This is a genomic window from Simplicispira metamorpha (genome assembly GCF_004341365.1).
GTDB lineage: Bacteria > Pseudomonadota > Gammaproteobacteria > Burkholderiales > Burkholderiaceae_C > Simplicispira > Simplicispira metamorpha.
Genome location: NZ_SLXH01000006.1, coordinates 123,176 through 145,480, shown reverse-complemented (window position 1 = coordinate 145,480; position 22,305 = coordinate 123,176). Strand labels below are relative to the sequence as shown.

Genomic DNA, 22,305 nt, shown 5'->3' with positions numbered 1-22,305 from the left:
GCCGCAGGACTGAGCTTTCTCATGTCGGTCAGTTTCATCAAGACAACATCCGGGTAATCAGAAATATTTCAAGTCGTTTTGTTTCTAATTAATAATTTGCAGCGATAACTGAAGCCGCGCTTACTTGCGTGCCGGCGGCACATCCGTACAAGACCCATGCGCCACCTCCGCCGCCATGCCGATGCTTTCGCCCAGCGTGGGGTGCGGGTGGATGGTCTTGCCAATATCCACGGCGTCGGCGCCCATTTCGATGGCCAGGGCGATTTCGCCGATCATGTCGCCCGCGTGGGTGCCGACCATGCCGCCGCCCAGAATCTTGCCGTGGCCGTGGGCCTCGGGGCTGTCATCGAACAGCAGCTTGGTCACGCCCTCATCGCGGCCATTGGCAATGGCGCGGCCCGAGGCGTTCCACGGGAACAGGCCCTTTTTGACCTTGATGCCCTGCGCCTTGGCCTGGTCTTCGGTCAGGCCCACCCAGGCCACTTCAGGGTCGGTGTAGGCCACGCTGGGGATGACGCGGGCGTTGAAGGCGGCGGCTGCCAGCTCTTGATTGCCCTGCAATTGCCCGGCGATGACTTCTGCGGCCACATGCGCCTCATGCACTGCCTTGTGCGCCAGCATGGGCTGGCCCACGATGTCGCCAATGGCAAAGATGTGCGGTACGTTGGTGCGCATCTGGATATCGACGTTGATAAAGCCGCGATCCGTCACCGCCACGCCCGCTTTGTCGGCGGCAATTTTCTTGCCGTTGGGCGTGCGGCCCACGGCTTGCAGCACCAGGTCGTACACCTGCGGCGCGGGGGCGGTGCCGCCCTCTTCGGCGGGCGCAAACGTCACCTCAATGCCTTCGGGCAGGGCGCGGGCACCCACCGTTTTGGTCTTGAGCATGATGTTGTCGAAGCGCTTGGCGTTCATCTTTTGCCAGATTTTGACCAGATCGCGGTCGGCGCCTTGCATCAGGCCGTCCATCATTTCCACCACGTCCAGGCGTGCGCCCAGGGTGGAATAGACGGTGCCCATTTCCAGGCCGATGATGCCGCCGCCCAGAATCAGCATGCGTTTGGGCACGCCTTGCAGCGCCAGCGCGCCGGTGGAATCGACCACGCGCGGGTCGTCGGGCATAAAGGGCAGGCGCACGGCCTGGCTGCCCGCAGCGATGATGGCGTGCTTGAAGGCGATGACTTTTTTGCTGCCCGTCTTGTCCTGGCCGGTGCCGGTGGTTTCTTCGACTTCGACGTGGTGGGCGCCAACAAAGGCGCCGTAGCCGCGCACGGTGGTCACTTTGCGCATCTTGGCCATGGCGGCCAGACCGCCAGTGAGCTTGCCAATCACCTTCTCTTTGTGGCCGCGCAAGGTGTCGATGCTGATCTCGGGGGCGCCGAATTTCACACCCGCCACTTCGAGGTGCTTGACCTCATCGACCACCGCCGCCACGTGCAGCAGCGCCTTGCTGGGGATGCAGCCCACGTTCAGGCACACGCCGCCCAGGGTGGCGTAGCGCTCGACGATGACCACTTTCAGGCCCAGGTCGGCGGCGCGGAAGGCGGCGCTGTAGCCGCCCGGGCCGCCGCCCAGCACCAGCACGTCGCAGTCCATATCGACGGCGCCGGTGTAGGTGGCTGCTCCTGGAACAGGAGCAGCTAGCGCTTGCTGTGCGGTCGTTTGCGGCTGGTTTGTTCCTGAAACCGTTGCGGGCTGTGCGCTAGCAGCTCCCGAATCCGTAGCAGACGGGGCCGCAGGTGTGGGCGCTGCGGCGGCGGCGGCGCCTTCTACCTCCAGCGCCAGCACCACGCTGCCTTGCTTGACCTGGTCGCCGATCTGCACGCGCAGTTCCTTGACCACGCCCGCGTGGCTGGAGGGAATCTCCATCGAGGCTTTGTCGGATTCAACCGTGATCAGCGACTGCTCGGCCTTGACCGTATCGCCGGGTTTGACCAGCAGCTCAATCACCGTGACGGCGTCGAAGTCGCCGATGTCGGGTACTTGGATGTCTATCATTGCCATGGTGTTTCCAATCAGAGAAGAATGCGGCGGTAGTCCGCCAGCACCTGGCCCAGATAGGCGTTAAAGCGCGCGGCCAGCGCGCCGTCGATCACGCGGTGGTCGTAAGACAGCGACAGCGGCAGCGTCAGGCGCGGCACAAACTGTTTGCCGTCCCACACGGGCTTCATCTGGCCTTTGGACAGGCCCAGAATGGCCACCTCGGGCGCGTTGATGATGGGCGTGAAGTGCGTGCCGCCAATGCCGCCCAGCGAGCTGATGGACATGGAGCCGCCCTGCATATCGGCGGCGCCCAGCTTGCCGTCACGGGCTTTTTTGGCCAGCTCGGACATTTCGGCGCTGATTTGCAGGATGCCTTTTTGGTCGGCGTTTTTCAGCACGGGCACCACCAGGCCGTTGGGCGTGTCAGCCGCAAAACCGATGTGGAAATACTGCTTGTAAACCAGCGTATCGCCGTCCAGGCTGGCGTTGAACTCGGGGAATTTCTTCAGCGCCGCCACCACGGCCTTGATGACAAAGGCCAGCATGGTCACTTTGACGCCGCTCTTCTCGTTCTCTTTGTTGGTAGAGACGCGGAAGGCTTCGAGTTCGGTGATGTCGGCCTCGTCGTTGTTGGTGACGTGCGGAATCATCACCCAGTTGCGGTGCAGGTTGGCGCCGCTGATCTTCTTGATGCGGCTCAGCTCCTTGCGCTCGACGGCGCCAAACTTGGCGAAATCGACCTTGGGCCAGGGCAGCAAGTCCAGCCCCACGCCGGTACCTGCGCTGGCGGCGGGCGCCTTGGCGGCCTGGGCCTGTGTTTGCAGGCGGCCTGACATCACCGATTGGGTGAAGGCTTGCACGTCGGCCTGCGTGATGCGGCCTTTGGGGCCGGTGCCAGCCACTTCGGCCAGCGGCACGCCCAGTTCGCGCGCAAATTTGCGCACCGAGGGCGAGGCGTGCGGCAGCTTGCCCGTGGGCGCAGCCGTGGGCTGGTGGGCGGGCACGGGGGCGGCGGCGCTGGCTGCTACCAAAGCAGGAGCTGCTGGCGCTTGGTTCACGGCGGCTTCAGGTGCTTTTGGTGCTGAAACCGTTGCGGGGCTTGCGCTGGCAGCTCCCGAATCAGGAGCGCTTGCTGGTGCCGGTGCGGCGGCGGCAGGCGCGGCGGCGGCGCCGTCGGCCACTTCCAGCGCCAGCACCACGCTGCCTTGCTTGACCTGGTCGCCAATCTGCACGCGCAGCGCTTGCACCACGCCCGCGTGGCTGGAGGGAATCTCCATCGAGGCCTTGTCGGACTCGACGGTGATCAGGCTTTGCTCGGCCTGCACGGTGTCGCCGGGTTTGACCAGCAGCTCAATGACCGTCACGGCGTCGAAGTCGCCAATGTCGGGAACCTGGATTTCAATCAGTGCCATGGTGTGTCTCCCGGTTTCAGGCGTACAGCGGGTTGATGCGGTCGGCCTGGATGCCGTATTTGGCAATGGCCTCGGCCACGCGCTGGGCGGGCAGCTTGCCGTCTTGTGCCAGCGCCTTGAGCGCGGCCACGACGATGTAGTGGCGGTTGATCTCGAAGTGCTCGCGCAGCTTGCTGCGGAAGTCGCTGCGGCCAAAGCCGTCGGTGCCCAGCACCTTGTAGCTGCGCGCCGTGCCATCGGCGTTGGCGGGGATGAAGGGGCGAATCTGCTCGGCGTAGGCCTTCATGTAGTCGGTGGAAGCCACCACGGGGCCGGTCGTGCTGCCCAGTTGCTGCGCCACAAAGGGCACGCGCGGCGCCTCCAGCGGGTGCAGCAGGTTCCAGCGCTCGGCGTCCTGGCCGTCGCGGGTCAGCTCGTTGAACGATGGGCAGCTCCACACATCGGCCTGCACGCCCCAGTCGGTGGCCAGCAGGGTTTGCGCGGCAAAGGATTCGCGCAGGATGCTGCCCGAGCCCAGCAGCTGCACGCGCTTGTCGCCCTCGGCGCCGGGTTTGCACAGGTACATGCCCTTGATGATCTGCGCCTCGGTGCCGGGGGTGAGGCCGGGCATGGCGTAGTTCTCGTTGAGCAGGGTCAGGTAGTAGAAGACGTTTTCCTGGCGCTCGACCATGCGCTGCAAGCCGTGGTGCAGGATGACGGCCACTTCATGGGCAAAGGTGGGGTCGTAGCTGACGCAGTTGGGGATGGTGCCTGCCAGGATGTGGCTGTGGCCGTCTTCGTGCTGCAAGCCTTCGCCGTTGAGCGTGGTGCGGCCCGAGGTGCCGCCCAGCAAGAAGCCGCGCGCCTGCATGTCGCCCGCTGCCCAGGCCAGGTCGCCAATGCGCTGGAAGCCGAACATCGAGTAGTACACGTAGAACGGGATCATGATCCGGTTGTTGGTGCTGTAGCTGGTGGCGGCGGCAATCCAGCTGCTCATGCCGCCGGCCTCGTTGATGCCTTCTTGCAGGATTTGCCCGGCCTTGTCTTCCTTGTAGTACATGACCTGGTCTTTATCGACCGGGGTGTACTGCTGGCCTGCGGGGTTGTAGATGCCGATCTGGCGGAACAGCCCTTCCATGCCGAAGGTGCGCGCCTCATCGACCAGGATGGGCACCACGCGCGGGCCCAGGGCCTGGTCGCGCAGCAGCTGCGTGAGAAAGCGCACGTAGGCCTGGGTGGTGGAGATTTCACGGCCCTCGGGTGTGGGCTCCAGCACGGCCTTGAAAGTGTCCAGTGCAGGCACCGTGAAGCTTTCTTCAGACTTCACGCGCCGGTGTGGCAGGTAGCCGCCCAGGGCCTTGCGGCGCGCGTGCAGGTACTGCATTTCGGGGGTGTCGTCGGCGGGCTTGTAGAACGGCAGCTCGGCGATCTGGCTGTCAGGAATGGGGATATTGAAGCGGTCGCGGAAAGCCTTGATGTCCTCGTCGCTGAGCTTTTTGGTTTGGTGAACGGTGTTCTTGGCCTCGCCAATCTTGCCCATGCCAAAGCCCTTGACGGTCTTGATGAGCAGCACCGAGGGCTGGCCGCCGTGGTTTTGCGCCGCGTGGAAGGCGGCATACACCTTTTGCGAGTCGTGGCCACCGCGTTGCAGGTTCCAGATTTCGTCGTCGCTCATGTGCTCGACCATCTTCAGCGTGCGCGGGTCGCGGCCAAAGAAGTTTTTGCGCACGTAGGCGCCGTCGTTGGCCTTCATGGCCTGGTAGTCGCCGTCGTTGGTTTCCATCATGAGCTTGCGCAGCGCGCCGTCATGGTCTTTGGCCAGCAGCTCGTCCCAGCCCTTGCCCCAGATCAGTTTGATGACGTTCCAGCCCGCGCCACGGAATTCGCCTTCAAGTTCCTGGATGATTTTGCCGTTGCCGCGCACCGGGCCATCGAGGCGCTGCAAGTTGCAGTTGATGACGAACACCAGGTTGTCGAGCTTCTCGCGCGCAGCCAGGCCGATGGCGCCCAGGGATTCGACCTCGTCCATTTCGCCATCGCCGCAGAACACCCAGACCTTGCGGTTTTCGGTGTTGGCAATGCCACGGGCGTGCAGGTATTTCAAAAAGCGCGCCTGGTAAATCGCCATCAGCGGCCCCAGGCCCATGGACACGGTGGGGAACTGCCAGAACTCGGGCATGAGCTTGGGGTGGGGGTAGCTGGACAGGCCCTTGCCGTCCACTTCCTGGCGGAAATTGAGCAGTTGCTCTTCCGAGATGCGCCCTTCCAGATAAGCACGCGCGTAAATGCCGGGCGAGACGTGGCCCTGGATGTAGAGCAGATCGCCGCCGTGGTTGTCGCTCTCGGCGTGCCAGAAGTGGTTGAAGCCCGCACCAAACATGCTGGCCAGCGAGGCAAAGGAGCCGATGTGGCCGCCCAGATCGCCACCTTCAGGCGGGTTGTGGCGGTTGGCCTTGACGACCATGGCCATGGCGTTCCAGCGCATGTAGGCGCGCAGGCGCTGCTCGATTTCGAGGTTGCCGGGGCTGCGCGCTTCCTGGCTGGGCTCGATGGTGTTGACGTAGCCGGTGTTGGCCGAGAAAGGCATGTCCACGCTGCTTTGGCGCGCATGCTCCAGCAGCTGCTCCAGCAGGAAGTGGGCGCGCTCTGAGCCCTGGCTTTCGATGACGGCGGACAGCGCATCCGTCCATTCGCGTGTTTCTTGAAGATCGCTATCGAGGCCGCTGGCGCTGGCCTGTGGATCGGTCTGTGCTGACATGGTTTGTCTCCTATCGGTTGACCACAAATGGGGTGCGCGCTGGAGGCGCTGCGGCACAAGTTTCGCATATTTTTTTGCAATTTCAAATGATGCTTTCAATTTCCGCAATGCGAAAAATTGCTGCAACCGCACAAAAATACGAGGCTGGGCACAGCGCTGGCGCACCCTACACTTGCAGCCCATATGTACCGGACTTCTCTCACTGCAATACAGACACATGGCTCGTCGCTGGTGCGCGGATGGCGCGCCTGGTGGCGCAGCCTTTCGCCCACGCGCCAGGACAGGTTTGCCGCACTGGCACCTTTGGCGGCCGTGCTGATGTTCATGGCGGCCATCGTGGCGGCGTTCTGGTACTTGCGCATGGAAGAAGGCGAGCGCGAACAGGAAGCCCTGCGCCGTGACGCGGAATACGCCCAGCAGCGCGTGCGCCTGCGCCTGCTGGAGCGCCAGGAGCAGCTCATGCGCATTGCCCGCGACCTGTCCAACCAGGACATGGACAAAGCCCAGTTTGGCCAGCGCGCCGAAGCCCTGATCAGCCAGTACCCCGAGCTGCAAGCCATCACCTGGCTGGACGATCACGGCCGCACCAAAGCCAGCCATGCAGCGCCATCGCTGGCGGGCGAGCAGGTGCGCGTGCCCGGCGAAGTGCTCAAAAGTGGCGAAACCGCCGACACCTTTGGCCTGACGCGCGATTTGCAGCAACCCGTGTACGCCCAGCAAAGCGCCACCGACGGTGAAACCACGCCCCTGCTCCAGCTGCAAGTGCCCATCAACGTGCAAGGCCAGTTTGGCGGCGTGGTGCTGGGCGAATACTCCATCGACAGCCTGCTGCGCTACGGCACGCCCACCGAGGTGCTGGCGCGCTACGCAGTCACACTGCTGGACGCCAAAGGACAAGTGCTGGCGGGCACACCGCTGGCGCCGCGCCACCGCTCTGCCCAATGGCTGCCGTGGAGTGCCCACGCCAATGCCTACGAAGTGCCTGTCTCGCCCGTAGGCAACGGCCTGGTGCTGCGGGCCCAGGCGTACCGCACCTCGCTGGGGGTGGTGGGCAGCGGCCTGTTCTGGCTGGTCGTCACGCTCAGCGCCATGACGGCCTGGATGCTGATTGCCACCTGGCGCCACACCCGTCGGCGCATGCAGACGCAGCTGGCGCTGGTGGCAGAAACCAATTTCCGCCGCGCCATGGAAAACTCCGTGCTCACCGGCATGCGCGCCCTTGACCTGCAAGGCCGCATCACCTACGTGAACGCCGCCTTCTGCCAGATGACGGGCTGGAGCGAGGCCGAGCTGGTGGGGCAAGTACCGCCCTACTCTTACTGGCCCGAGTCTGACCACGAGCAATTGCAAAACCACCTGAAGGACGAGCTGAGCGGCAAAACCATGCCCGGCGGCTTTCAGGTGCGGGTGCGGCGCAAAAGCGGTGCGCTGTTTGACGCACGGCTGTACGTCTCGCCCCTGATCGACGCACGCGGCCAGCAAACGGGCTGGATGACATCGATGACCGACATCACCGAGCCCAACCGCATCCGCGAGCAGCTCTCAGCCTCGCACGAGCGCTTCACCATCGTGCTCGAAGCGCTGGACGCATCGGTGTCCGTAGCGCCGCTGGGCAGCGAGGAGCTGCTGTTTGCCAACAAGCTCTACCGCCAGTGGTTTGGCTCACAAACGGTGGGGCACTTGCAGCTGGTGGCACAGGCGGGGGTGCTGCCCTCCACCAGCGCCAGCGGAGCCGATGACGAAGACGGCCTGATGGGCCTGCCTGCCGACTCCCTGACCAGCGCGCACTCAGAAAACGCCGAAATCTACCTGCCCGATCTGGGCAAATGGCTGGAGGTGCGCTCACGCTACCTCAGTTGGGTGGACGGGCGCCTGGCGCAGATGGTGATTGCCACCGACATCACGCCCCGGCGCCAGGCCGAAGAGCAGGCTGCGCGCCAGACCGAACGCGCCCAGTCGGTCAGCCGCCTCATCACCATGGGCGAGATGGCCTCCAGCGTGGCGCACGAACTCAACCAGCCGCTCACCGCCATCAACAACTATTGCAGCGGCATCATCTCGCGCATCCACAGCGGCCAGATCACGCAGGAAACCCTGCTGACGGCGCTGGAAAAAACCGCCCACCAAGCCCAGCGCGCGGGCCAGATCATCCAGCGCATCCGCGACTTCGTGAAAAAAAGCGAGCCCAACCGCCAGTTGGCCGACGTGGCCAGCATGGTGGCCGAAGCCGTGGAGCTGGCCGACATCGAACTGCGCCGGCACAACGTGCGCCTGACCCACCATGTGGCAGCGCGCCTGCCCCCGGTCATGGCCGACTCCATTCTGATCGAGCAGGTGCTGATCAACCTGATGAAAAACGCCGCCGAATCGATTGCCCAGGCGCGCCGCCCCCCAGCCGGTCGCAGCGTAGAGCTGCGCGTGGTGCCCAAGCAGGTCGATGGCCAGGAGGTGGTGGAATTTTCTGTGCAGGACACCGGCCAGGGCCTGGCCGCAGAGGTGCTAGAGCGCCTGTTCGAAGCCTTCTTCTCCACCAAGCAAGAAGGCATGGGCATGGGACTGAATTTGTGCCGCAGCATCGTCGAATCCCACCAAGGGAGAATGCAGGCGCAGAACCTCTACAATGGTTCGGAGGTCACGGGGTGCCGGTTTTCATTCTGGCTTCCGCTTGCTGCACCTCCCAGTGACACTACAAATCTTGTAGCAAACGCACACCCCCCAAGGACAATTGCATGAGTTTGATTCCGAAAAAAGGCACTGTTTACGTAGTCGACGATGACGAGGCCGTGCGCGATTCGCTGCAATGGCTGCTCGAAGGAAAGGACTACCGGGTACGCTGCTTTGATTCGGCCGAATCCTTTCTGGCGCGCTACGACCAGCGCGAAGTGGCCTGCCTGATCGTGGACATCCGCATGGGCGGCATGACCGGGCTGGAGCTGCAAGACCGGCTGATCGAGCGCAAGTCGCCGCTGCCCATCGTCTTCATCACCGGCCACGGCGATGTGCCCATGGCCGTGAACACCATGAAGAAGGGCGCGTTGGACTTCATCCAGAAGCCGTTCAATGAAGAAGAACTGGTAGGACTGGTCGAACGCATGCTGGAGCATGCCCGCGAGGCTTTCACCGGCCACCAGCAGGCCGCCAGCCGCGACGCTCTGCTCTCCAAGCTCACCACCCGCGAAGCCCAGGTGCTGGAACGCATCGTCGCTGGCCGCCTGAACAAGCAGATCGCCGACGATCTGGGCATCAGCATCAAAACGGTGGAAGCGCACCGCGCCAACATCATGGAAAAGCTCGGCGCCAACACCGTGGCCGATTTGCTCAAGATTGCCCTGGGGCAAAACGCACCCAAGGCCTGAGGGGCGAAAGCTCCTTTTTTCATAGCTGCTAGCGCTCACCACGTAAGCGCTAGAGCCTATTTTCATTGGAATTCTCAAATGACAGCCCAACTGATTGACGGCAACGCCCTCTCGCGCCAACTGCGCACCGAAGTGGCCCAGCGCGCAGCCGCCTTGCGCGCGCGCGGCACCACCCCCGGCCTGGCCGTGGTGCTGGTGGGCGACAACCCCGCCAGCCAGGTTTATGTGCGCAACAAAGTCAAAGCCTGCGAAGAGGCCGGCCTGCACTCGGTGCTGGAGAAATACGACGCCAGCCTGAGCGAAGCCGAGCTGCTGGCCCGCGTCGAGGCGCTGAACAACGACCCGGCCATCCACGGCATCCTGGTGCAACTGCCACTGCCTGCGCACATCGACGACCACAAAGTGATTGAAGCCATCTCGCCGCTGAAGGACGTGGACGGCTTCCACGTAGCCAGCGCGGGTGCGCTGATGGTGGGCGAAGTCGGCTTCAAAGCCTGCACACCCTATGGCTGCATGAAGATGCTCGAATCCATCGGCATGAAGGATTTGCGCGGCAAGCACGCGGTCGTGATTGGCCGCAGCAACATCGTCGGCAAACCCATGGCCATGATGCTGCTGGCAGCCAACGCCACCGTCACCGTCTGCCACAGCGGCACCTTTGATCTGGCCGCCATGACGCGCCAGGCAGACATCGTGGTCGCCGCCGTGGGCAAGCGCAACGTGCTCACTGCTGACATGGTCAAGCCCGGCGCCGTGGTGATTGACGTGGGCATGAACCGCAACGATGAAGGCAAGCTCTGCGGCGATGTGGACTTTGATGGCGTCAAGGCAGTGGCGGGCTACATCACCCCGGTGCCCGGCGGCGTAGGCCCCATGACCATCACCATGCTGCTGGTCAACACCCTGGAGGCGGCCGAGCGCGCTGCGGCAGGCTGAAATCTGCGCGCCATTTTTCATCCGCCACGGCCCTTCGTATTGAACTGATGCGCGGCAACGCCATCTGACCCCGCATGAGCAATCCCCTCCTCGCCTTCACCGACCTGCCCGCGTTCGATCGCATCACCCCCGCTGACGTGGCGCCCGCCATGGACGTGCTACTGGAGCGCGCCAATGCAGCCCTGGAAACCGTCACTGCGCCCGATTTTCCCGCCCGCTGGAATGCCATGGCGCAGGTGCTGGATGTAGCCACCGAGGCGCTGGGCCGGGCCTGGGGGGCCGTAAGCCACCTCAACAGCGTGGCCGATACGCCCGAACTGCGCGCCGCCTACAACGAGGCCCTGCCGCGCGTCACCGATTTCTGGACGCGCTTGGGCGCCGACGAGCGCCTTTACGCCAAATACAAAGCCATGGATCCGGCGCTGCTCAACAGCGAACAGCGCCAGGCGCACCGCAATGCCGTGCGCAACTTTGTGCTCTCGGGCGCTGAACTGACGGGCGCTGACAAAGAGCGGTTCGCGCAAATCCAGGAGCGCATGGCCGAGTTGCAGCAAAAATTCAGCGAAAACGCACTCGATGCCACCGACGCCTACACCTACTACGCCAGCGCCGACGAAGTCGCTGGCCTGCCCGACGACGTGCAACGCACCGCCCGCGCTGCCGCCCAGGCCCTGGGCAAAGACGGCTACCAACTCACGCTGAAGATGCCCTGCTACCTGCCGGTGATGCAGTTTGCGCACAGCAGCGCCCTGCGCGCCACGCTGTACCGCGCCTACGTCACCCGCGCCTCCGACCAGGCCCCGGCAGAGGCGCTGCAATTCGACAACACCGGCTTCATCCGCGAAATCCTGGCCCTGCGCCAGGAAGAAGCCCAACTGCTGGGCTACGTCAACTTTGGCGAAGTCTCGGTGGTGCCCAAGATGGCCGAGTCGCCCGCACAGGTCATTGCGTTTTTGCGCGATCTGGCCCAACGGGCCCGGCCTTACGCTGAAAAAGACGTGGCCGATTTGCGCGCCTTTGCCGCCGAACACCTGAATTTGCCAGACCCCCAGCCCTGGGACTGGCCGTATGTGGCAGAAAAGCTCAAAGAAGCGCGCTACGCCTTCAGCGAGCAGGAGCTGCGCCAATACTTCCCGGCGCCCAAAGTGCTGGCGGGTCTGTTCAAGATCATTGAAACGCTGTTTGAAGTGGCCATCCGCCGCGACCAGGCGCCAGTGTGGCACCCGGCGGTGGAGTTCTACCGCATCGAGCGCGATGGCCAGCTGGTCGGCCAGTTCTACCTGGATTTGCCTGCGCGCAACGGCAAGCGTGGCGGCGCCTGGATGGACGATGTGCGCACCCGTTGGCTGCGCCCGGACAACGGCCAGTTGCAAACCCCGGTGGCGCATCTGGTGTGCAACTTTGCCAGCGGTGTGGACGGCAAGCCCGCCCTGCTCACCCACGACGATGTGATCACGCTGTTCCATGAATTTGGCCACGGCCTGCACCACATGCTGACCCAGGTGAACGAGCGCGACGTATCGGGCATTGGCGGCGTGGAATGGGATGCCGTAGAACTGCCCAGCCAGTTCATGGAAAACTTCTGCTGGGAGTGGGATGTGCTCAAGCACATGACTGCCCACGCCGACACCGGCGAACCGCTGCCACGCGCCCTGTTCGACAAGATGATTGCAGCCAAGAACTTCCAGAGCGGCATGCAGACGCTGCGCCAGATCGAGTTCTCGCTGTTCGACATGCTGCTGCACACCGAGCATGACCCGGCACAAGATTTCATGCCCCTGCTGGAGCTGGTGCGCGCCGAAGTCGCTGTACTGCAACCACCGGCGTTCAGCCGCACTGCGCACACTTTCAGCCACATCTTTGCTGGTGGCTACGCGGCAGGGTATTACAGCTACAAGTGGGCTGAAGTGCTTAGTGCCGATGCCTACGCCGCCTTTGAAGAAACCGCCGCCGCAGATGGCACCCCCAACGCCGAGACGGGCCGCCGCTACCGCCAAGCCATTCTGGAAGCAGGCGGCAGCCGCCCGGCCATGGAGTCATTCAAAGCCTTCCGGGGCCGCGAGCCCAGCCTGGACGCATTGTTGCGCCACCAGGGCATGGCCTGATCAGGCCATAGCACAGCACCTTGGCGTGGCGTGCCCGTTGCCGCTATTTCTGGAGACAACCCATGCATTTCTTTTCCCACACCTTGGCAGTGGCTGCGGCGCTGGGCTTGCTGGCCGGGGCTGGCACAGCCCAGGCACAGCAGGTTTACCGCATCGTCGGCCCCGACGGCAAAGTCACCTTCTCTGACCGCTCCCCCAGCAATGAGGCACCGGTAGCCGCAGAGGGGCGTGCAGCCACGGTGCAGGATAGTGGGGCAGGGTCGACCCTGCCTTATGCGTTGGGCCAGATTGCCGCACGCTTTCCCGTCACGCTGTACACGGCTGCCGACTGTGCGCCCTGCGCCAGCGCACGCAGCATGCTGGTCAGCCGGGGCATCCCGTTCACAGAACGCACTGTCGGCAGCAACGAGGACATCGAAGCACTCAAACGGCTGAGCGGCAACACCAGTTTGCCGTTTGGCTCCATCGGCAACCAACAGCTGCAAGGCTTCTCTGACAGCGAGTGGACGCAGTACCTGAACGCGGCGGGTTACCCCACGCAGTCGCAGTTACCGCCCAGCTACCGTCGCCCGGCGGCCACGCCTTTGGTAGCAATCAAACGCGCCGAGCCTGCGGCGCGGCCCAACGAAGACCGCACACCAGCGCCACCCAACACAGGAATGCCACTGCCTGCGCAAGGCCCCGCACCCAGCAACCCGGCAGGCATACGCTTCTGAGAACGCGGGGGACGGCGATGCCCAAGCGGGCATCGGAACACTCAATACGTCAGAGTTTCCACGCCGCTGGCCGTACCCAAAAGGCACACCGAGGCTTTCTGGTGTGCAAAAACGCCTACTGTCACCACACCAGGCCACTGGTTCACCGCAGACTCGAACGCCAGCGGGTCGGTAATGCGCAGACCATGCACATCCAAAATATGCTGGCCGTTATCGGTAACCAGTGGCTGACCATCTTTCAGCCGCAAAGTGGCCTGTCCACCCAGGGCGGCAAACCGGCGTGCAATCTGCTGGGCGGCCATGGGAATGACTTCAACAGGCAGCGGAAATTGCCCCAGCGTGGCCACCCGCTTGGACTCATCGGCAATGCACACAAAGCGCTGCGCCAGCGCAGCAACGATTTTTTCGCGCGTCAGCGCCGCACCACCACCTTTGATCATGTAACCATGGCCATCGATTTCGTCAGCGCCATCGACATACACCGACAACTGCTCGACCGCATTGGCATCCAGTACGGGAATGCCGATGGCCTGGAGGCGCGCAGTGCTGGCTTCCGAGCTGGAAACGGCGGCGCGAACCTGGTCTTTAATGGTAGCCAGCGCATCAATGAACTTGTTGACCGTGGAGCCGGTGCCCACGCCCACAATGTCACCGGGGGCGATATAGCGCAGTGCGGCTTGGCCAACCATGGCCTTGAGTTCGTCTTGGGTCAGGGGGGAAGAAGTGGTCGTCATGGGAGAGAATCGGGGGTGAACCCTGAATTATCCCCATGTCACTGATTCCCTACGCCCTCACCCGCCCCTTTTTGTTTGGCATGGACGCCGAAGCCGCCCACGACCTCACCATGGACATGCTTTCCCGCGGCCAAGGCACCCCCCTGCAATGGGCCTGGTGCAACGAAACGGTGGATGACCCGATTGAACTGGCGGGCCTGACTTTTCCAAACCGTGTTGGCATGGCTGCAGGCCTGGACAAGAATGCCCGCTGTATTGATGCGCTGGGCGCCATGGGTTTTGGCTTTGTGGAAGTGGGCACCGTAACGCCCAAGCCCCAACCAGGCAACCCCAAGCCACGCATGTTTCGTTTACCTGAGGCCAAAGCGCTGATCAACCGGTTGGGCTTCAACAACGACGGACTGAACGCCTTTGTACGCAACGTGCAACAAGCGAAGTTCCGCACGCAAAAACGCCGTCACCCCATGCTGCTGGGCCTGAATATCGGCAAAAACGCGGCCACCCCTATCGAGAATGCGACGGCAGACTACCTGACCTGTCTGGATGGTGTGTACCCCCACGCAGACTACGTTACGGTCAACATCAGCTCCCCCAACACCCAAAATTTGCGCGCCCTGCAAAGCGATGCGGCGCTGGACAGCCTGCTGGGCGCCATTGCGGAGCGGCGCGAGGTGCTCGCCCGCCAGTACACCCGCCCCGATGGCAAAGGTGGCACACAAGCTCGGCGGGTGCCTATTTTTGTCAAGATTGCACCGGATTTGGACGAGGCACAGGTAGCAGTCATCGCCTCGACACTGGAGCGCCATGGCATGGATGGCGTGATTGCCACCAACACCACGATTGGGCGCAGCGCCGTGCAGGGGTTGCGCCATGCCAATGAAACTGGTGGCTTGAGCGGTGCGCCGGTGCTGGAAGCGAGCAACCAGGTGATTCGCCAACTGCGTGCTGCCTTGGGTAGCCGCTTCCCCATCATCGGCGTGGGTGGCATCATGAGCGCCGACGCCGCCGTGGCCAAAATACGTGCCGGAGCCGATGTGGTGCAGATCTACACCGGATTGATCTACGAAGGACCGGCTTTGGTCAGCAAAGCCGCACAGGCGATCAAGACGATGGCGTAACCACCAAAGAACAGGCGCCCCAAAGGCGCCTGTAGTGCTCAAAATATCAACGAGAGCGCAATCGCACCACCAAGGGCCACACCACACTGGCCCAACGCACCAGCCGCCGAGGACCAGCAGCCAGAGCAACACCTGCCAATGCAGCGACGGCCACAGGATGTTGTTTCACAAACACCATCAGGCGCAACACCAAAGTCTCGGGCAAGGCGCCTTGACCGGTTCTCACCGCAGCGGCCAACGACTGCGACCGCTGGCTTCTGCGTGCAGCCAGACGCTCACGCTGGGCTGCAATGCGCGCCAGCACACGCTGCTGCTCTGCTGTAGGCAGCAGCGGTTTTTTAACCATGGGAATCGGCATATTCACAGCTGCTCCTTGATGCCACGCCAGTCCTGAAGCAGTTCACGGCGTGTCAGAGCAAAAGCACTGCCTGCCTGGTGCACCATAGACACCAAGGCCCACATTGCTGCACCCCACAACAGAAGCCAGCCACCAGCCACCAGCCAAGCGACCAAGATGCGCTGCGGCGTATCCCAGAAATGAACCATCAGGGCCAATGACAACAAGATGAGGGCTACCACGGTCAGACCAGCAACCAAAATGGTCAGCACCAGCAAATAGCGCAAACGCCTTTTCTGCTCCTGCCACTCCAAGTGCGCCAGCTCCAGCCTGTCCTCTGCGGCGATGGCGCCTTCAATCAGTGAAGCGCGCCAACGTGCCACAAAGGCTTCCAGACCAAGCATGGAAATCCAGTTCATATGGCGGCCTCCTTGAAGATTGGCAAGACCGCACGATGGAGCGCGATCCGTCGCCCCCGATCAGCGGCGCGCAAGCAGAAAACCAACCAAAGCGCCCACCGCCATAGCGGCACCAGCCACACGCCATGGTTCATCGTGTGCATAGCGATCGGCAGCACGGGCAGCGTCCTTGGCTTGGCGCGCAGCTTCCTGCGCCGCATGGACTGCTGCATCGCGAACGTTGTGCATACCATCGTCCAGACGTTGGCGCAGAACTTTGATTTCAGGCACGCTGTCGAGGTCTTTGCTGGACAACAATCCACGCAAATCGGCGACCAGTTTTTCCAGTTCAGTCTGGGTGCTGGAAATGGTGTCGGAAACGGAGTTCGTCATACAAGCCTTTCGTTAGAAAATAAATGGGCTACGAACCACGCACTGTGCACATGGCTTCGCAACGCACGCTCATCTTAGCGAAATCAATAGCAGCAACCCGAAAACCAGAAATTAAAAAACCCTTGCAGACACAAGGCCTGCAAGGGTTGAATTGGTGGGTGATACATGGATCGAACATGTGACCCCTGCCGTGTGAAGGCAGTGCTCTACCGCTGAGCTAATCACCCGTCGTGAAATTCACGAGGACTGTCAAAAACTGAAAACATGGTGGGTGATACATGGATCGAACATGTGACCCCTGCCGTGTGAAGGCAGTGCTCTACCGCTGAGCTAATCACCCGTGTCATCGTGACAGCCCGCAATTATGGCACAGTTTTTTCGGCGTTCTGAATGGACCGAAAAATTGTTTTGCCACCACAGGCTTTGTCGATCTGGGCCAGCACGCCCTCATGGGAAGCAGCCTCCTCTTCACTGGCGTGCAGCACGGGCAATGCAATGCCACGCAAATCGATGCCACTGACCACGCTGAGCGCCTGTGCACCTTCTGCTACCTCGTCGGCAATGAGCAGCGCATCCTGCCCACGGGTGAGGTTGATGTACACATCGGCCAGCAGTTCCGCATCCAGCAGCGCGCCGTGCAGGGTGCGGCCCGAGTTGTCCACGCCCAGGCGGTCACACAACGCGTCGAGCGAATTGCGTTTGCCCGGGTACATCTCCTTGGCCATGACCAAGGTGTCGGTCACCTCTTCGACAAAATCGCGAAAAGGTGCTCGGCCCGTCAGCTCCAGCTCTTTGTTGAGAAAGCCCACGTCAAACGCGGCGTTGTGGATGATGATTTCAGCGCCTTGCAGGTACGCCATCAGCTCATCAACCACGGCACTGAAGGGCGGCTTGTCCTTCAAAAATTCATTGCTGATGCCGTGGATACGCAGCGCATCCGGGTGGCTGTCGCGCCCCGGGTTCAGATAAAAGTGCTTGTTGTTGCCGGTGAGCTTGCGCGCCACCAGCTCAACACAGCCGATTTCAATGATACGGTCGCCGCCCTCAGCCGACAGGCCGGTGGTTTCCGTATCCAGAACAATCTGCCGCACCATGTCAGTGGTTTTCCTTGGCGTGGTTGATGGAGTATTTGGGGATTTCCACCGTCACATTCGCGCCCGCCAGAATGGCCTGGCAGCTCAGGCGCGACTGCGGCTCCAGGCCCCAGGCACGGTCAAGCAGGTCTTCCTCTTCTTCTTCGGGCGCATTGAGCGTCTGGAACCCCTCGCGCACGATCACATGGCAGGTCGTGCAGGCACAGCTCATGTCGCAGGCGTGCTCGATGTTGATGTGGTGCTCCAGCAGGGCCTCGCAAATGGAGGTGCCTGCGGGGGCGGTGATTTCAGCGCCAGCGGGGCAGTATTCGGGGTGGGGCAGGATTTTGATGACGGGCATAACGTGTTTTGCAGGGGTGAGAAGGGTTACAGGCTTTGCACGTTCTTGCCCGCAAGCGCCGCGCGGATGCCACGGTTCATGCGCTGCGCGGCAAAGGCTTCGGTGCCATGGGCCAGGGCCTGCGTAGCGGCCTCGATGGCAGCGGCGTCCTGGCTGGTTTGCTGGCTGCGCAGGGCGGCCATCAGGGCGTCGATGGCGGCACGCTCCATGTCCGACAACAAGTCGCCATCGGCGTCAAGTGCGCTTTGGGTGGCCATCAGCATGCGGTCGGCATCCACCCGGGCCTCTACCAACGCGCGCGCCTGGATGTCTTGGGCGGCGGTGGCAAAACCGTCTTGCAGCATTTGGGCGACTTGGTCGTCGCTCAACCCATAAGACGGCTTGACGTCGATGTGCGCCTCGACGCCACTGACCTGCTCTTTGGCACTGACAGACAGCAGGCCGTCAGCATCCACCGTGAAAGTGACGCGGATGCGCGCCGCCCCCGCCGCCATGGGCGGAATGCCACGCAGCTCAAAACGCGCCAGGCTGCGGCAGTCTTGCACCAGGTCACGCTCGCCCTGCAGCACATGCAGCGCCAGCGCGGTCTGGCCGTCTTTGTAGGTGGTGAAGTCCTGCGCCTTGGCGGTGGGAATGGTTTCATTGCGCGACACAATGCGCTCGACCAGACCGCCCATGGTTTCAATGCCCAAGGAGAGCGGAATCACGTCCAGCAGCAGCAAATCGCCCGCTGTGTTGTTGCCCGCCAGCTGATTAGCCTGGATGGCCGCACCCAGCGCCACCACTTCATCGGGGTTCAGGTTGGTCAGGGGCGTGCGGCCAAAAAATTCGCCCACGGCGCGCTGCACCTGCGGCATGCGCGTGGAGCCGCCCACCATGACCACGCCCTGCACCTCGGCGGGGCTGAGCTGGGCATCGCGCAGCGCCCGGCGCACCGCCGCCAGCGAGCGCGCAGTGAGGTGCGCTGTGGCAGCCTCAAAGTCAGCACGTTTGACATCAAATTGCACTGTAACGCCCGCCAGATGTGCGCTATAAGCTATGCTTTCAGTAGCAGTCAAAGCCTCTTTGCAAGCCCGGGAAGCCAAACGCGCAGCGGCTTTATCGGCTGGCGTGCTCACCTGCAAGCCCAGTTGCTGCAACACCCAGTCGGCCAGCGCACTGTCGTAGTCATCGCCACCCAAGGAGGAATCGCCGCCGGTGGAAATCACCTCGAACACGCCCTGCGTCAAGCGCAGGATGGAGATGTCAAACGTGCCACCGCCCAGGTCGTACACGGCATAGACGCCTTCGCTGGCGTTGTCCAGGCCATAGGCAATGGCCGCAGCCGTGGGCTCGTTGATCAGGCGCAGCAGGTGGATGCCCGCGAGCTGGGCGGCATCCTTGGTGGCTTGGCGCTGGGCATCGTCAAAGTAGGCAGGCACGGTGATGACGGCGCCGTACAGGTCGTCGTTGAAGGTGTCTTCGGCACGGTAGCGCAGCGTGGCCAGGATGTCGGCGCTGATTTCCACCGGCGACTTCACGCCGCCCGCCGTGGCCAGGCTGACCATGCCGCCTTGCCCTGCGCCAGCATCCGTACTGCCGTTAGCAAAGTCGTAGGGCAGCTTGTCGGCATGGTCGATGTCCGCCAGTCCGCGTCCCATGAAGCGCTTGACCGAGACGATGGTGTTGCGCGCATCTTCCGTCTGGGCAGCAGCGGCGTCGTGGCCAATCTGGCGCTTGCCGCCTTCAAGGTAGCGCACGATGGAGGGCAACAGCACCCGGCCTGCATCGTCGGGCAGACACTCGGCAACGCCATTGCGCACCGCAGCCACCAAAGAGTGCGTGGTGCCCAGGTCAATACCGACGGCAATGCGCCGTTGGTGCGGGTCGGGGGACTGGCCGGGTTCGGAAATCTGCAACAGCGCCATGGATTTTTTCTGGTGTGGGTAGAGAGAAGGTCGTTATTGTCCCAGCAGGTCTTGGCGGCGCTCTATGTCCTGGGCAAAACGCGCAATGAACATGAGGGCTCTGACCTGCTGGGCAGCGGCGGTGTAGTCGTGCTGCTCGTCGATCAACGTGGCACAGCGCTCCAGTGCATCCTGGCGCGCCTGGCGCACTTCGCCTTCCAGGGCGTCGAGCGCGGCGGCGCTATCGGCCTCGTCCAGTGCCTCGCGCCATTCCATTTGCTGCATCAGAAACTGCGCTGGCATGGTGGTGTTGTCTTCGGCACGGATGGGCGCGCCGTTCAGTTCGCACAGGTAGGCGGCACGGCGCTGCGGGTCTTTGATGCGCTGGTAGGCCTCGTTGATGCGCACCGACCACTGCATGGCCACGCGCTGCGCAGCGGCGCCCTGGGCCGCAAAGCGGTCAGGGTGCACTTCGCGCTGTAGTTCTTTCCAGCGTGCATCGAGCGCACTGCGCTCCTGGGCAAAGCGCTGGGGCACGCCAAACAACGCAAAATCGTCAGATTGCAGGTTCATAGGTCATAAAAAAACCGCCAGCACGGTGCGCGGTGGCGGTTTTGCACAAAGGTTGCAGGCAAATTTTGCTCAAACCCGGAAGCTTTCTCCGCAGCCGCAGCGGTCGCGCTCGTTGGGGTTGTTGAAGCGAAAGCCTTCATTGAGGCCCTCGCGCACAAAATCCAGTTCGGTACCATCGATGTAGGCCAGGCTTTTCGGGTCGATCAACACCTTGACGCCATGGTTTTCAAACACCAGGTCTTCGGGCGCGGCCTCGTCCACATACTCCAGCTTGTAGGCCAAGCCCGAGCAGCCACTGGTCTTGACGCCCAACCGCACACCCAGCCCCTGGCCGCGCCGGGCCAGGTAGCGGCTGACATGCCGGGCTGCTGCTTCAGTCAGCGTGATGGCCATGGCGTCAGGCAGCGGCAGGCGCTGCGGCGCCGTGCTTGGCCTTGTAGTCTTGCACTGCGGCCTTGATGGCGTCTTCGGCCAGGATCGAGCAGTGGATCTTCACTGGCGGCAGCGCCAGTTCTTCGGCGATTTCGCTGTTTTTCAGCGCAGCCGCTTCGTCCAGCGTCTTGCCCTTGACCCACTCCGTCACCAGGGACGATGAGGCGATGGCAGAGCCACAGCCATAGGTCTTGAAGCGTGCGTCTTCGATGACGCCGGTGTCAGGGTTGACCTTGATTTGCAGCTTCATCACGTCGCCGCAGGCAGGTGCGCCGACCATGCCGGTGCCGACCGATTCGTCGCCCTTGTCAAACGAACCCACGTTGCGCGGGTTTTCATAGTGGTCAATCACTTTGTCGGAATAGGCCATGATTTACTCCTTTATTAATAGCTACTAGCGCTTGCTGCGCAAGGTCTAGAGGCCAATTTGATACATATTATTAGTGGGCTGCCCACTGGATGGTGCTGAGGTCTACACCATCCTGGAACATCTCCCACAGCGGACTGAGTTCGCGCAGCTTGGCCACGTTTTCGCGGATGGTGCCGATGGCGTAATCAATCTCCTCCTCGGTGGAGAAGCGGCCAATGGTCATGCGCAGGCTGCTGTGGGCCAGCTCGTCGCTGCGGCCCAGCGCGCGCAGCACGTAGCTGGGCTCCAGGCTGGCCGAGGTGCAGGCCGAGCCTGACGACACCGCCAACCCCTTGATGCCCATGATCAGCGACTCGCCCTCGACAAAGTTGAAGCTCATGTTCAGGTTGTGCGGCACGCGGCGCGCCGTGTCGCCATTGATGAAGACCTGCTCGATGTCTTTCAGGCCGTCCAGCAGGCGCTGGTGCAGGGCCTGGGCCTTGGCCAGGTCTTGCGCCATTTCTTCTTTGGCCAAGCGGAAGGCCTCGCCCATGCCCACGCACTGGTGGGTGGGCAGCGTACCCGAGCGCATACCGCGCTCATGGCCACCGCCGTGCATTTGGGCTTCCAGGCGCACGCGGGGCTTGCGGCGCACATACAGCGCGCCGATACCCTTGGGGCCGTAGGTTTTGTGCGAGGCCAGGCTCATCAAATCCACGGGCAGGGTTTTCAGGTCGATCTCGATCTTGCCAGTGGCCTGGGCCGCATCGACGTGGAAGATGATGCACTTCTCACGGCACAGCGCACCAATGGCCGGGATGTCCTGGATCACGCCAATCTCGTTGTTCACGAACATGACGCTGATCAGGATGGTGTCGGGGCGGATGGCGGCCTTGAGCACCTCAAAATCCAGCAAGCCGTTTTCCTGGACATCCAGATAGGTCACTTCAAAGCCCTGGCGCTCCAGTTCACGCATCACGTCCAGCACGGCTTTGTGCTCGGTCTTGACGGTGATCAGGTGCTTGCCCTTGCCTTTGTAGAACTGCGCTGCGCCCTTGATGGCGAGGTTATTGGACTCGGTAGCGCCGCTGGTCCAGACGATTTCGCGCGGATCGGCGCCAATCAGGTCAGCCACTTGCTCGCGGGCTTTTTCAACGGCGGCTTCGGCCTCCCAGCCCCAAGCGTGGCTGCGGGATGCGGGGTTGCCAAAGTGCTCGCGCAGCCACGGGATCATGGCGTCCACGACGCGCGGATCGACGGGCGTGGTGGCGCCGTAATCAAGGTAAATGGGGAAGTGCGGTGTCGTGTCCATGGCTGGCTCAGTGAAAGGTTCTGGCTGGCAAAACAGAAGAAAGTGAAAAGCAATCTCGCAGGGCAGCGCTGGCCTGGTGGCCGCGCGCTGGCAC

Annotated in this window: 19 protein-coding genes, 2 tRNA genes and 1 pseudogene; 6 read left to right on the top strand and 16 right to left on the bottom strand. The window is 62.7% G+C overall.

What is annotated here, in order from left to right:
• Positions 1–120: 120 nt before the first annotated feature.
• The 3 genes and pseudogenes from lpdA to aceE all read right to left on the bottom strand — a co-directional run.
• Entirely contained in the window at positions 121–2,004 is a 1,884-nt protein-coding gene (gene lpdA, locus EV674_RS05200; protein ID WP_119012317.1) for a dihydrolipoyl dehydrogenase, read from the bottom strand.
• Positions 2,005–2,015: 11 nt separating this feature from the next.
• Positions 2,016–3,590 (bottom strand): dihydrolipoyllysine-residue acetyltransferase, encoded by a 1,575-nt coding sequence (gene aceF, locus EV674_RS05195; protein WP_241524878.1) that lies wholly within the window; start codon positions 3,588–3,590, stop codon positions 2,016–2,018.
• A pseudogene (gene aceE / locus EV674_RS05190) lies at positions 3,478–6,132 on the bottom strand (pyruvate dehydrogenase (acetyl-transferring), homodimeric type); the annotation flags it as partial. The pseudogene aceE and the gene aceF, both read right to left, overlap by 113 nt.
• 183 nt (positions 6,133–6,315) lie before the next feature.
• Between aceE and EV674_RS05185 the strand changes: the two are divergent.
• The 5 genes from EV674_RS05185 (at position 6,316) to EV674_RS05165 (ending at position 13,245) form a co-directional block, all read left to right on the top strand.
• Positions 6,316–8,865 (top strand): PAS domain S-box protein, encoded by a 2,550-nt coding sequence (locus EV674_RS05185; RefSeq protein ID WP_119012314.1) that lies wholly within the window; start codon positions 6,316–6,318, stop codon positions 8,863–8,865.
• The gene (locus EV674_RS05180) at positions 8,862–9,488 is read left to right on the top strand and encodes a response regulator transcription factor (protein ID WP_119012313.1); all 627 of its coding nucleotides are present in this window, start codon (positions 8,862–8,864) and stop codon (positions 9,486–9,488) included. Before EV674_RS05185 ends, EV674_RS05180 begins: the two co-directional genes overlap by 4 nt.
• 78 nt (positions 9,489–9,566) lie before the next feature.
• Positions 9,567–10,424: a bifunctional methylenetetrahydrofolate dehydrogenase/methenyltetrahydrofolate cyclohydrolase FolD gene (gene folD / locus EV674_RS05175; RefSeq protein WP_119012312.1), complete on the top strand. Its 858-nt coding sequence runs from the start codon at positions 9,567–9,569 to the stop codon at positions 10,422–10,424.
• 74 nt (positions 10,425–10,498) lie between these two features.
• On the top strand, positions 10,499–12,529 hold the full coding sequence (locus tag EV674_RS05170; RefSeq protein ID WP_119012311.1) for a M3 family metallopeptidase: 2,031 nt from the start codon (positions 10,499–10,501) through the stop codon (positions 12,527–12,529).
• Between the two features lie 62 nt (positions 12,530–12,591).
• Positions 12,592–13,245, top strand: coding sequence for a glutaredoxin family protein (locus tag EV674_RS05165; RefSeq protein WP_119012310.1), 654 nt, complete (start codon positions 12,592–12,594; stop codon positions 13,243–13,245).
• A 41-nt stretch (positions 13,246–13,286) separates the two neighbouring features.
• Here the strand turns inward: EV674_RS05165 and rpiA are convergent, their stop codons facing one another.
• On the bottom strand, positions 13,287–13,979 hold the full coding sequence (gene rpiA / locus EV674_RS05160) for a ribose-5-phosphate isomerase RpiA (protein WP_119012309.1): 693 nt from the start codon (positions 13,977–13,979) through the stop codon (positions 13,287–13,289).
• 35 nt (positions 13,980–14,014) lie between these two features.
• Here rpiA and EV674_RS05155 point away from each other — a divergent pair, with 35 nt between their 5' ends.
• Positions 14,015–15,097, top strand: a complete 1,083-nt coding sequence (locus EV674_RS05155; protein ID WP_119012308.1) for a quinone-dependent dihydroorotate dehydrogenase — start codon at positions 14,015–14,017, stop codon at positions 15,095–15,097.
• Positions 15,098–15,143: 46 nt separating this feature from the next.
• Here the strand turns inward: EV674_RS05155 and EV674_RS05150 are convergent, their stop codons facing one another.
• The 12 genes from EV674_RS05150 to EV674_RS05095 form a co-directional block, all read right to left on the bottom strand.
• Entirely contained in the window at positions 15,144–15,443 is a 300-nt protein-coding gene (locus tag EV674_RS05150; protein WP_119012335.1) for a hypothetical protein, read from the bottom strand.
• Between the two features lie 14 nt (positions 15,444–15,457).
• Complete coding sequence (locus EV674_RS05145; protein ID WP_119012307.1) at positions 15,458–15,853, bottom strand: phage holin family protein; 396 nt, start codon at positions 15,851–15,853, stop codon at positions 15,458–15,460.
• A 60-nt stretch (positions 15,854–15,913) separates the two neighbouring features.
• Positions 15,914–16,225, bottom strand: a complete 312-nt coding sequence (locus EV674_RS05140) for a DUF883 family protein (protein WP_119012306.1) — start codon at positions 16,223–16,225, stop codon at positions 15,914–15,916.
• Positions 16,226–16,377: 152 nt separating this feature from the next.
• A tRNA-Val gene (locus EV674_RS05135) sits at positions 16,378–16,452 on the bottom strand.
• A 38-nt stretch (positions 16,453–16,490) separates the two neighbouring features.
• Positions 16,491–16,565 (bottom strand) — tRNA-Val (locus EV674_RS05130).
• Positions 16,566–16,587: 22 nt separating this feature from the next.
• A complete protein-coding gene (gene dnaQ / locus EV674_RS05125; protein WP_119012305.1) occupies positions 16,588–17,319 on the bottom strand; it encodes a DNA polymerase III subunit epsilon in 732 nt (243 codons plus the stop codon).
• Between the two features lies 1 nt (position 17,320).
• Positions 17,321–17,659, bottom strand: coding sequence for an ISC system 2Fe-2S type ferredoxin (gene fdx, locus EV674_RS05120; protein WP_119012304.1), 339 nt, complete (start codon positions 17,657–17,659; stop codon positions 17,321–17,323).
• A 26-nt stretch (positions 17,660–17,685) separates the two neighbouring features.
• Positions 17,686–19,566 (bottom strand): Fe-S protein assembly chaperone HscA, encoded by a 1,881-nt coding sequence (gene hscA, locus EV674_RS05115; RefSeq protein WP_119012303.1) that lies wholly within the window; start codon positions 19,564–19,566, stop codon positions 17,686–17,688.
• A 33-nt stretch (positions 19,567–19,599) separates the two neighbouring features.
• The gene (gene hscB, locus EV674_RS05110) at positions 19,600–20,118 is read right to left on the bottom strand and encodes a Fe-S protein assembly co-chaperone HscB (protein ID WP_119012302.1); all 519 of its coding nucleotides are present in this window, start codon (positions 20,116–20,118) and stop codon (positions 19,600–19,602) included.
• Between the two features lie 69 nt (positions 20,119–20,187).
• Positions 20,188–20,511, bottom strand: a complete 324-nt coding sequence (gene iscA, locus EV674_RS05105) for an iron-sulfur cluster assembly protein IscA (protein WP_119012301.1) — start codon at positions 20,509–20,511, stop codon at positions 20,188–20,190.
• Positions 20,512–20,515: 4 nt separating this feature from the next.
• Positions 20,516–20,920 carry a Fe-S cluster assembly scaffold IscU gene (gene iscU / locus EV674_RS05100; RefSeq protein WP_119012300.1) on the bottom strand — a complete coding sequence of 135 codons (405 nt, stop codon included), beginning with the start codon at positions 20,918–20,920 and terminating at the stop codon, positions 20,516–20,518.
• 70 nt (positions 20,921–20,990) lie between these two features.
• On the bottom strand, positions 20,991–22,211 hold the full coding sequence (locus tag EV674_RS05095; RefSeq protein ID WP_119012299.1) for an IscS subfamily cysteine desulfurase: 1,221 nt from the start codon (positions 22,209–22,211) through the stop codon (positions 20,991–20,993).
• Positions 22,212–22,305 lie beyond the last annotated feature (94 nt).

Bases quoted from the DNA above. Each gene is read 5' to 3' on its own strand.
- lpdA (WP_119012317.1), bottom strand. From the start codon at position 2,004: ATGGCAATGATAGACATCCAAGTACCCGACATCGGCGACTTCGACGCC.
- EV674_RS05185 (WP_119012314.1), top strand. From the start codon at position 6,316: ATGTACCGGACTTCTCTCACTGCAATACAGACACATGGCTCGTCGCTG.
- EV674_RS05180 (WP_119012313.1), top strand. From the start codon at position 8,862: ATGAGTTTGATTCCGAAAAAAGGCACTGTTTACGTAGTCGACGATGAC.
- folD (WP_119012312.1), top strand. From the start codon at position 9,567: ATGACAGCCCAACTGATTGACGGCAACGCCCTCTCGCGCCAACTGCGC.
- EV674_RS05170 (WP_119012311.1), top strand. From the start codon at position 10,499: ATGAGCAATCCCCTCCTCGCCTTCACCGACCTGCCCGCGTTCGATCGC.
- EV674_RS05165 (WP_119012310.1), top strand. From the start codon at position 12,592: ATGCATTTCTTTTCCCACACCTTGGCAGTGGCTGCGGCGCTGGGCTTG.
- rpiA (WP_119012309.1), bottom strand. From the start codon at position 13,979: ATGACGACCACTTCTTCCCCCCTGACCCAAGACGAACTCAAGGCCATG.
- EV674_RS05155 (WP_119012308.1), top strand. From the start codon at position 14,015: ATGTCACTGATTCCCTACGCCCTCACCCGCCCCTTTTTGTTTGGCATG.
- EV674_RS05150 (WP_119012335.1), bottom strand. From the start codon at position 15,443: ATGGTTAAAAAACCGCTGCTGCCTACAGCAGAGCAGCAGCGTGTGCTG.
- EV674_RS05145 (WP_119012307.1), bottom strand. From the start codon at position 15,853: ATGAACTGGATTTCCATGCTTGGTCTGGAAGCCTTTGTGGCACGTTGG.
- EV674_RS05140 (WP_119012306.1), bottom strand. From the start codon at position 16,225: ATGACGAACTCCGTTTCCGACACCATTTCCAGCACCCAGACTGAACTG.
- dnaQ (WP_119012305.1), bottom strand. From the start codon at position 17,319: ATGGTGCGGCAGATTGTTCTGGATACGGAAACCACCGGCCTGTCGGCT.
- fdx (WP_119012304.1), bottom strand. From the start codon at position 17,659: ATGCCCGTCATCAAAATCCTGCCCCACCCCGAATACTGCCCCGCTGGC.
- hscA (WP_119012303.1), bottom strand. From the start codon at position 19,566: ATGGCGCTGTTGCAGATTTCCGAACCCGGCCAGTCCCCCGACCCGCAC.
- hscB (WP_119012302.1), bottom strand. From the start codon at position 20,118: ATGAACCTGCAATCTGACGATTTTGCGTTGTTTGGCGTGCCCCAGCGC.
- iscA (WP_119012301.1), bottom strand. From the start codon at position 20,511: ATGGCCATCACGCTGACTGAAGCAGCAGCCCGGCATGTCAGCCGCTAC.
- iscU (WP_119012300.1), bottom strand. From the start codon at position 20,920: ATGGCCTATTCCGACAAAGTGATTGACCACTATGAAAACCCGCGCAAC.
- EV674_RS05095 (WP_119012299.1), bottom strand. From the start codon at position 22,211: ATGGACACGACACCGCACTTCCCCATTTACCTTGATTACGGCGCCACC.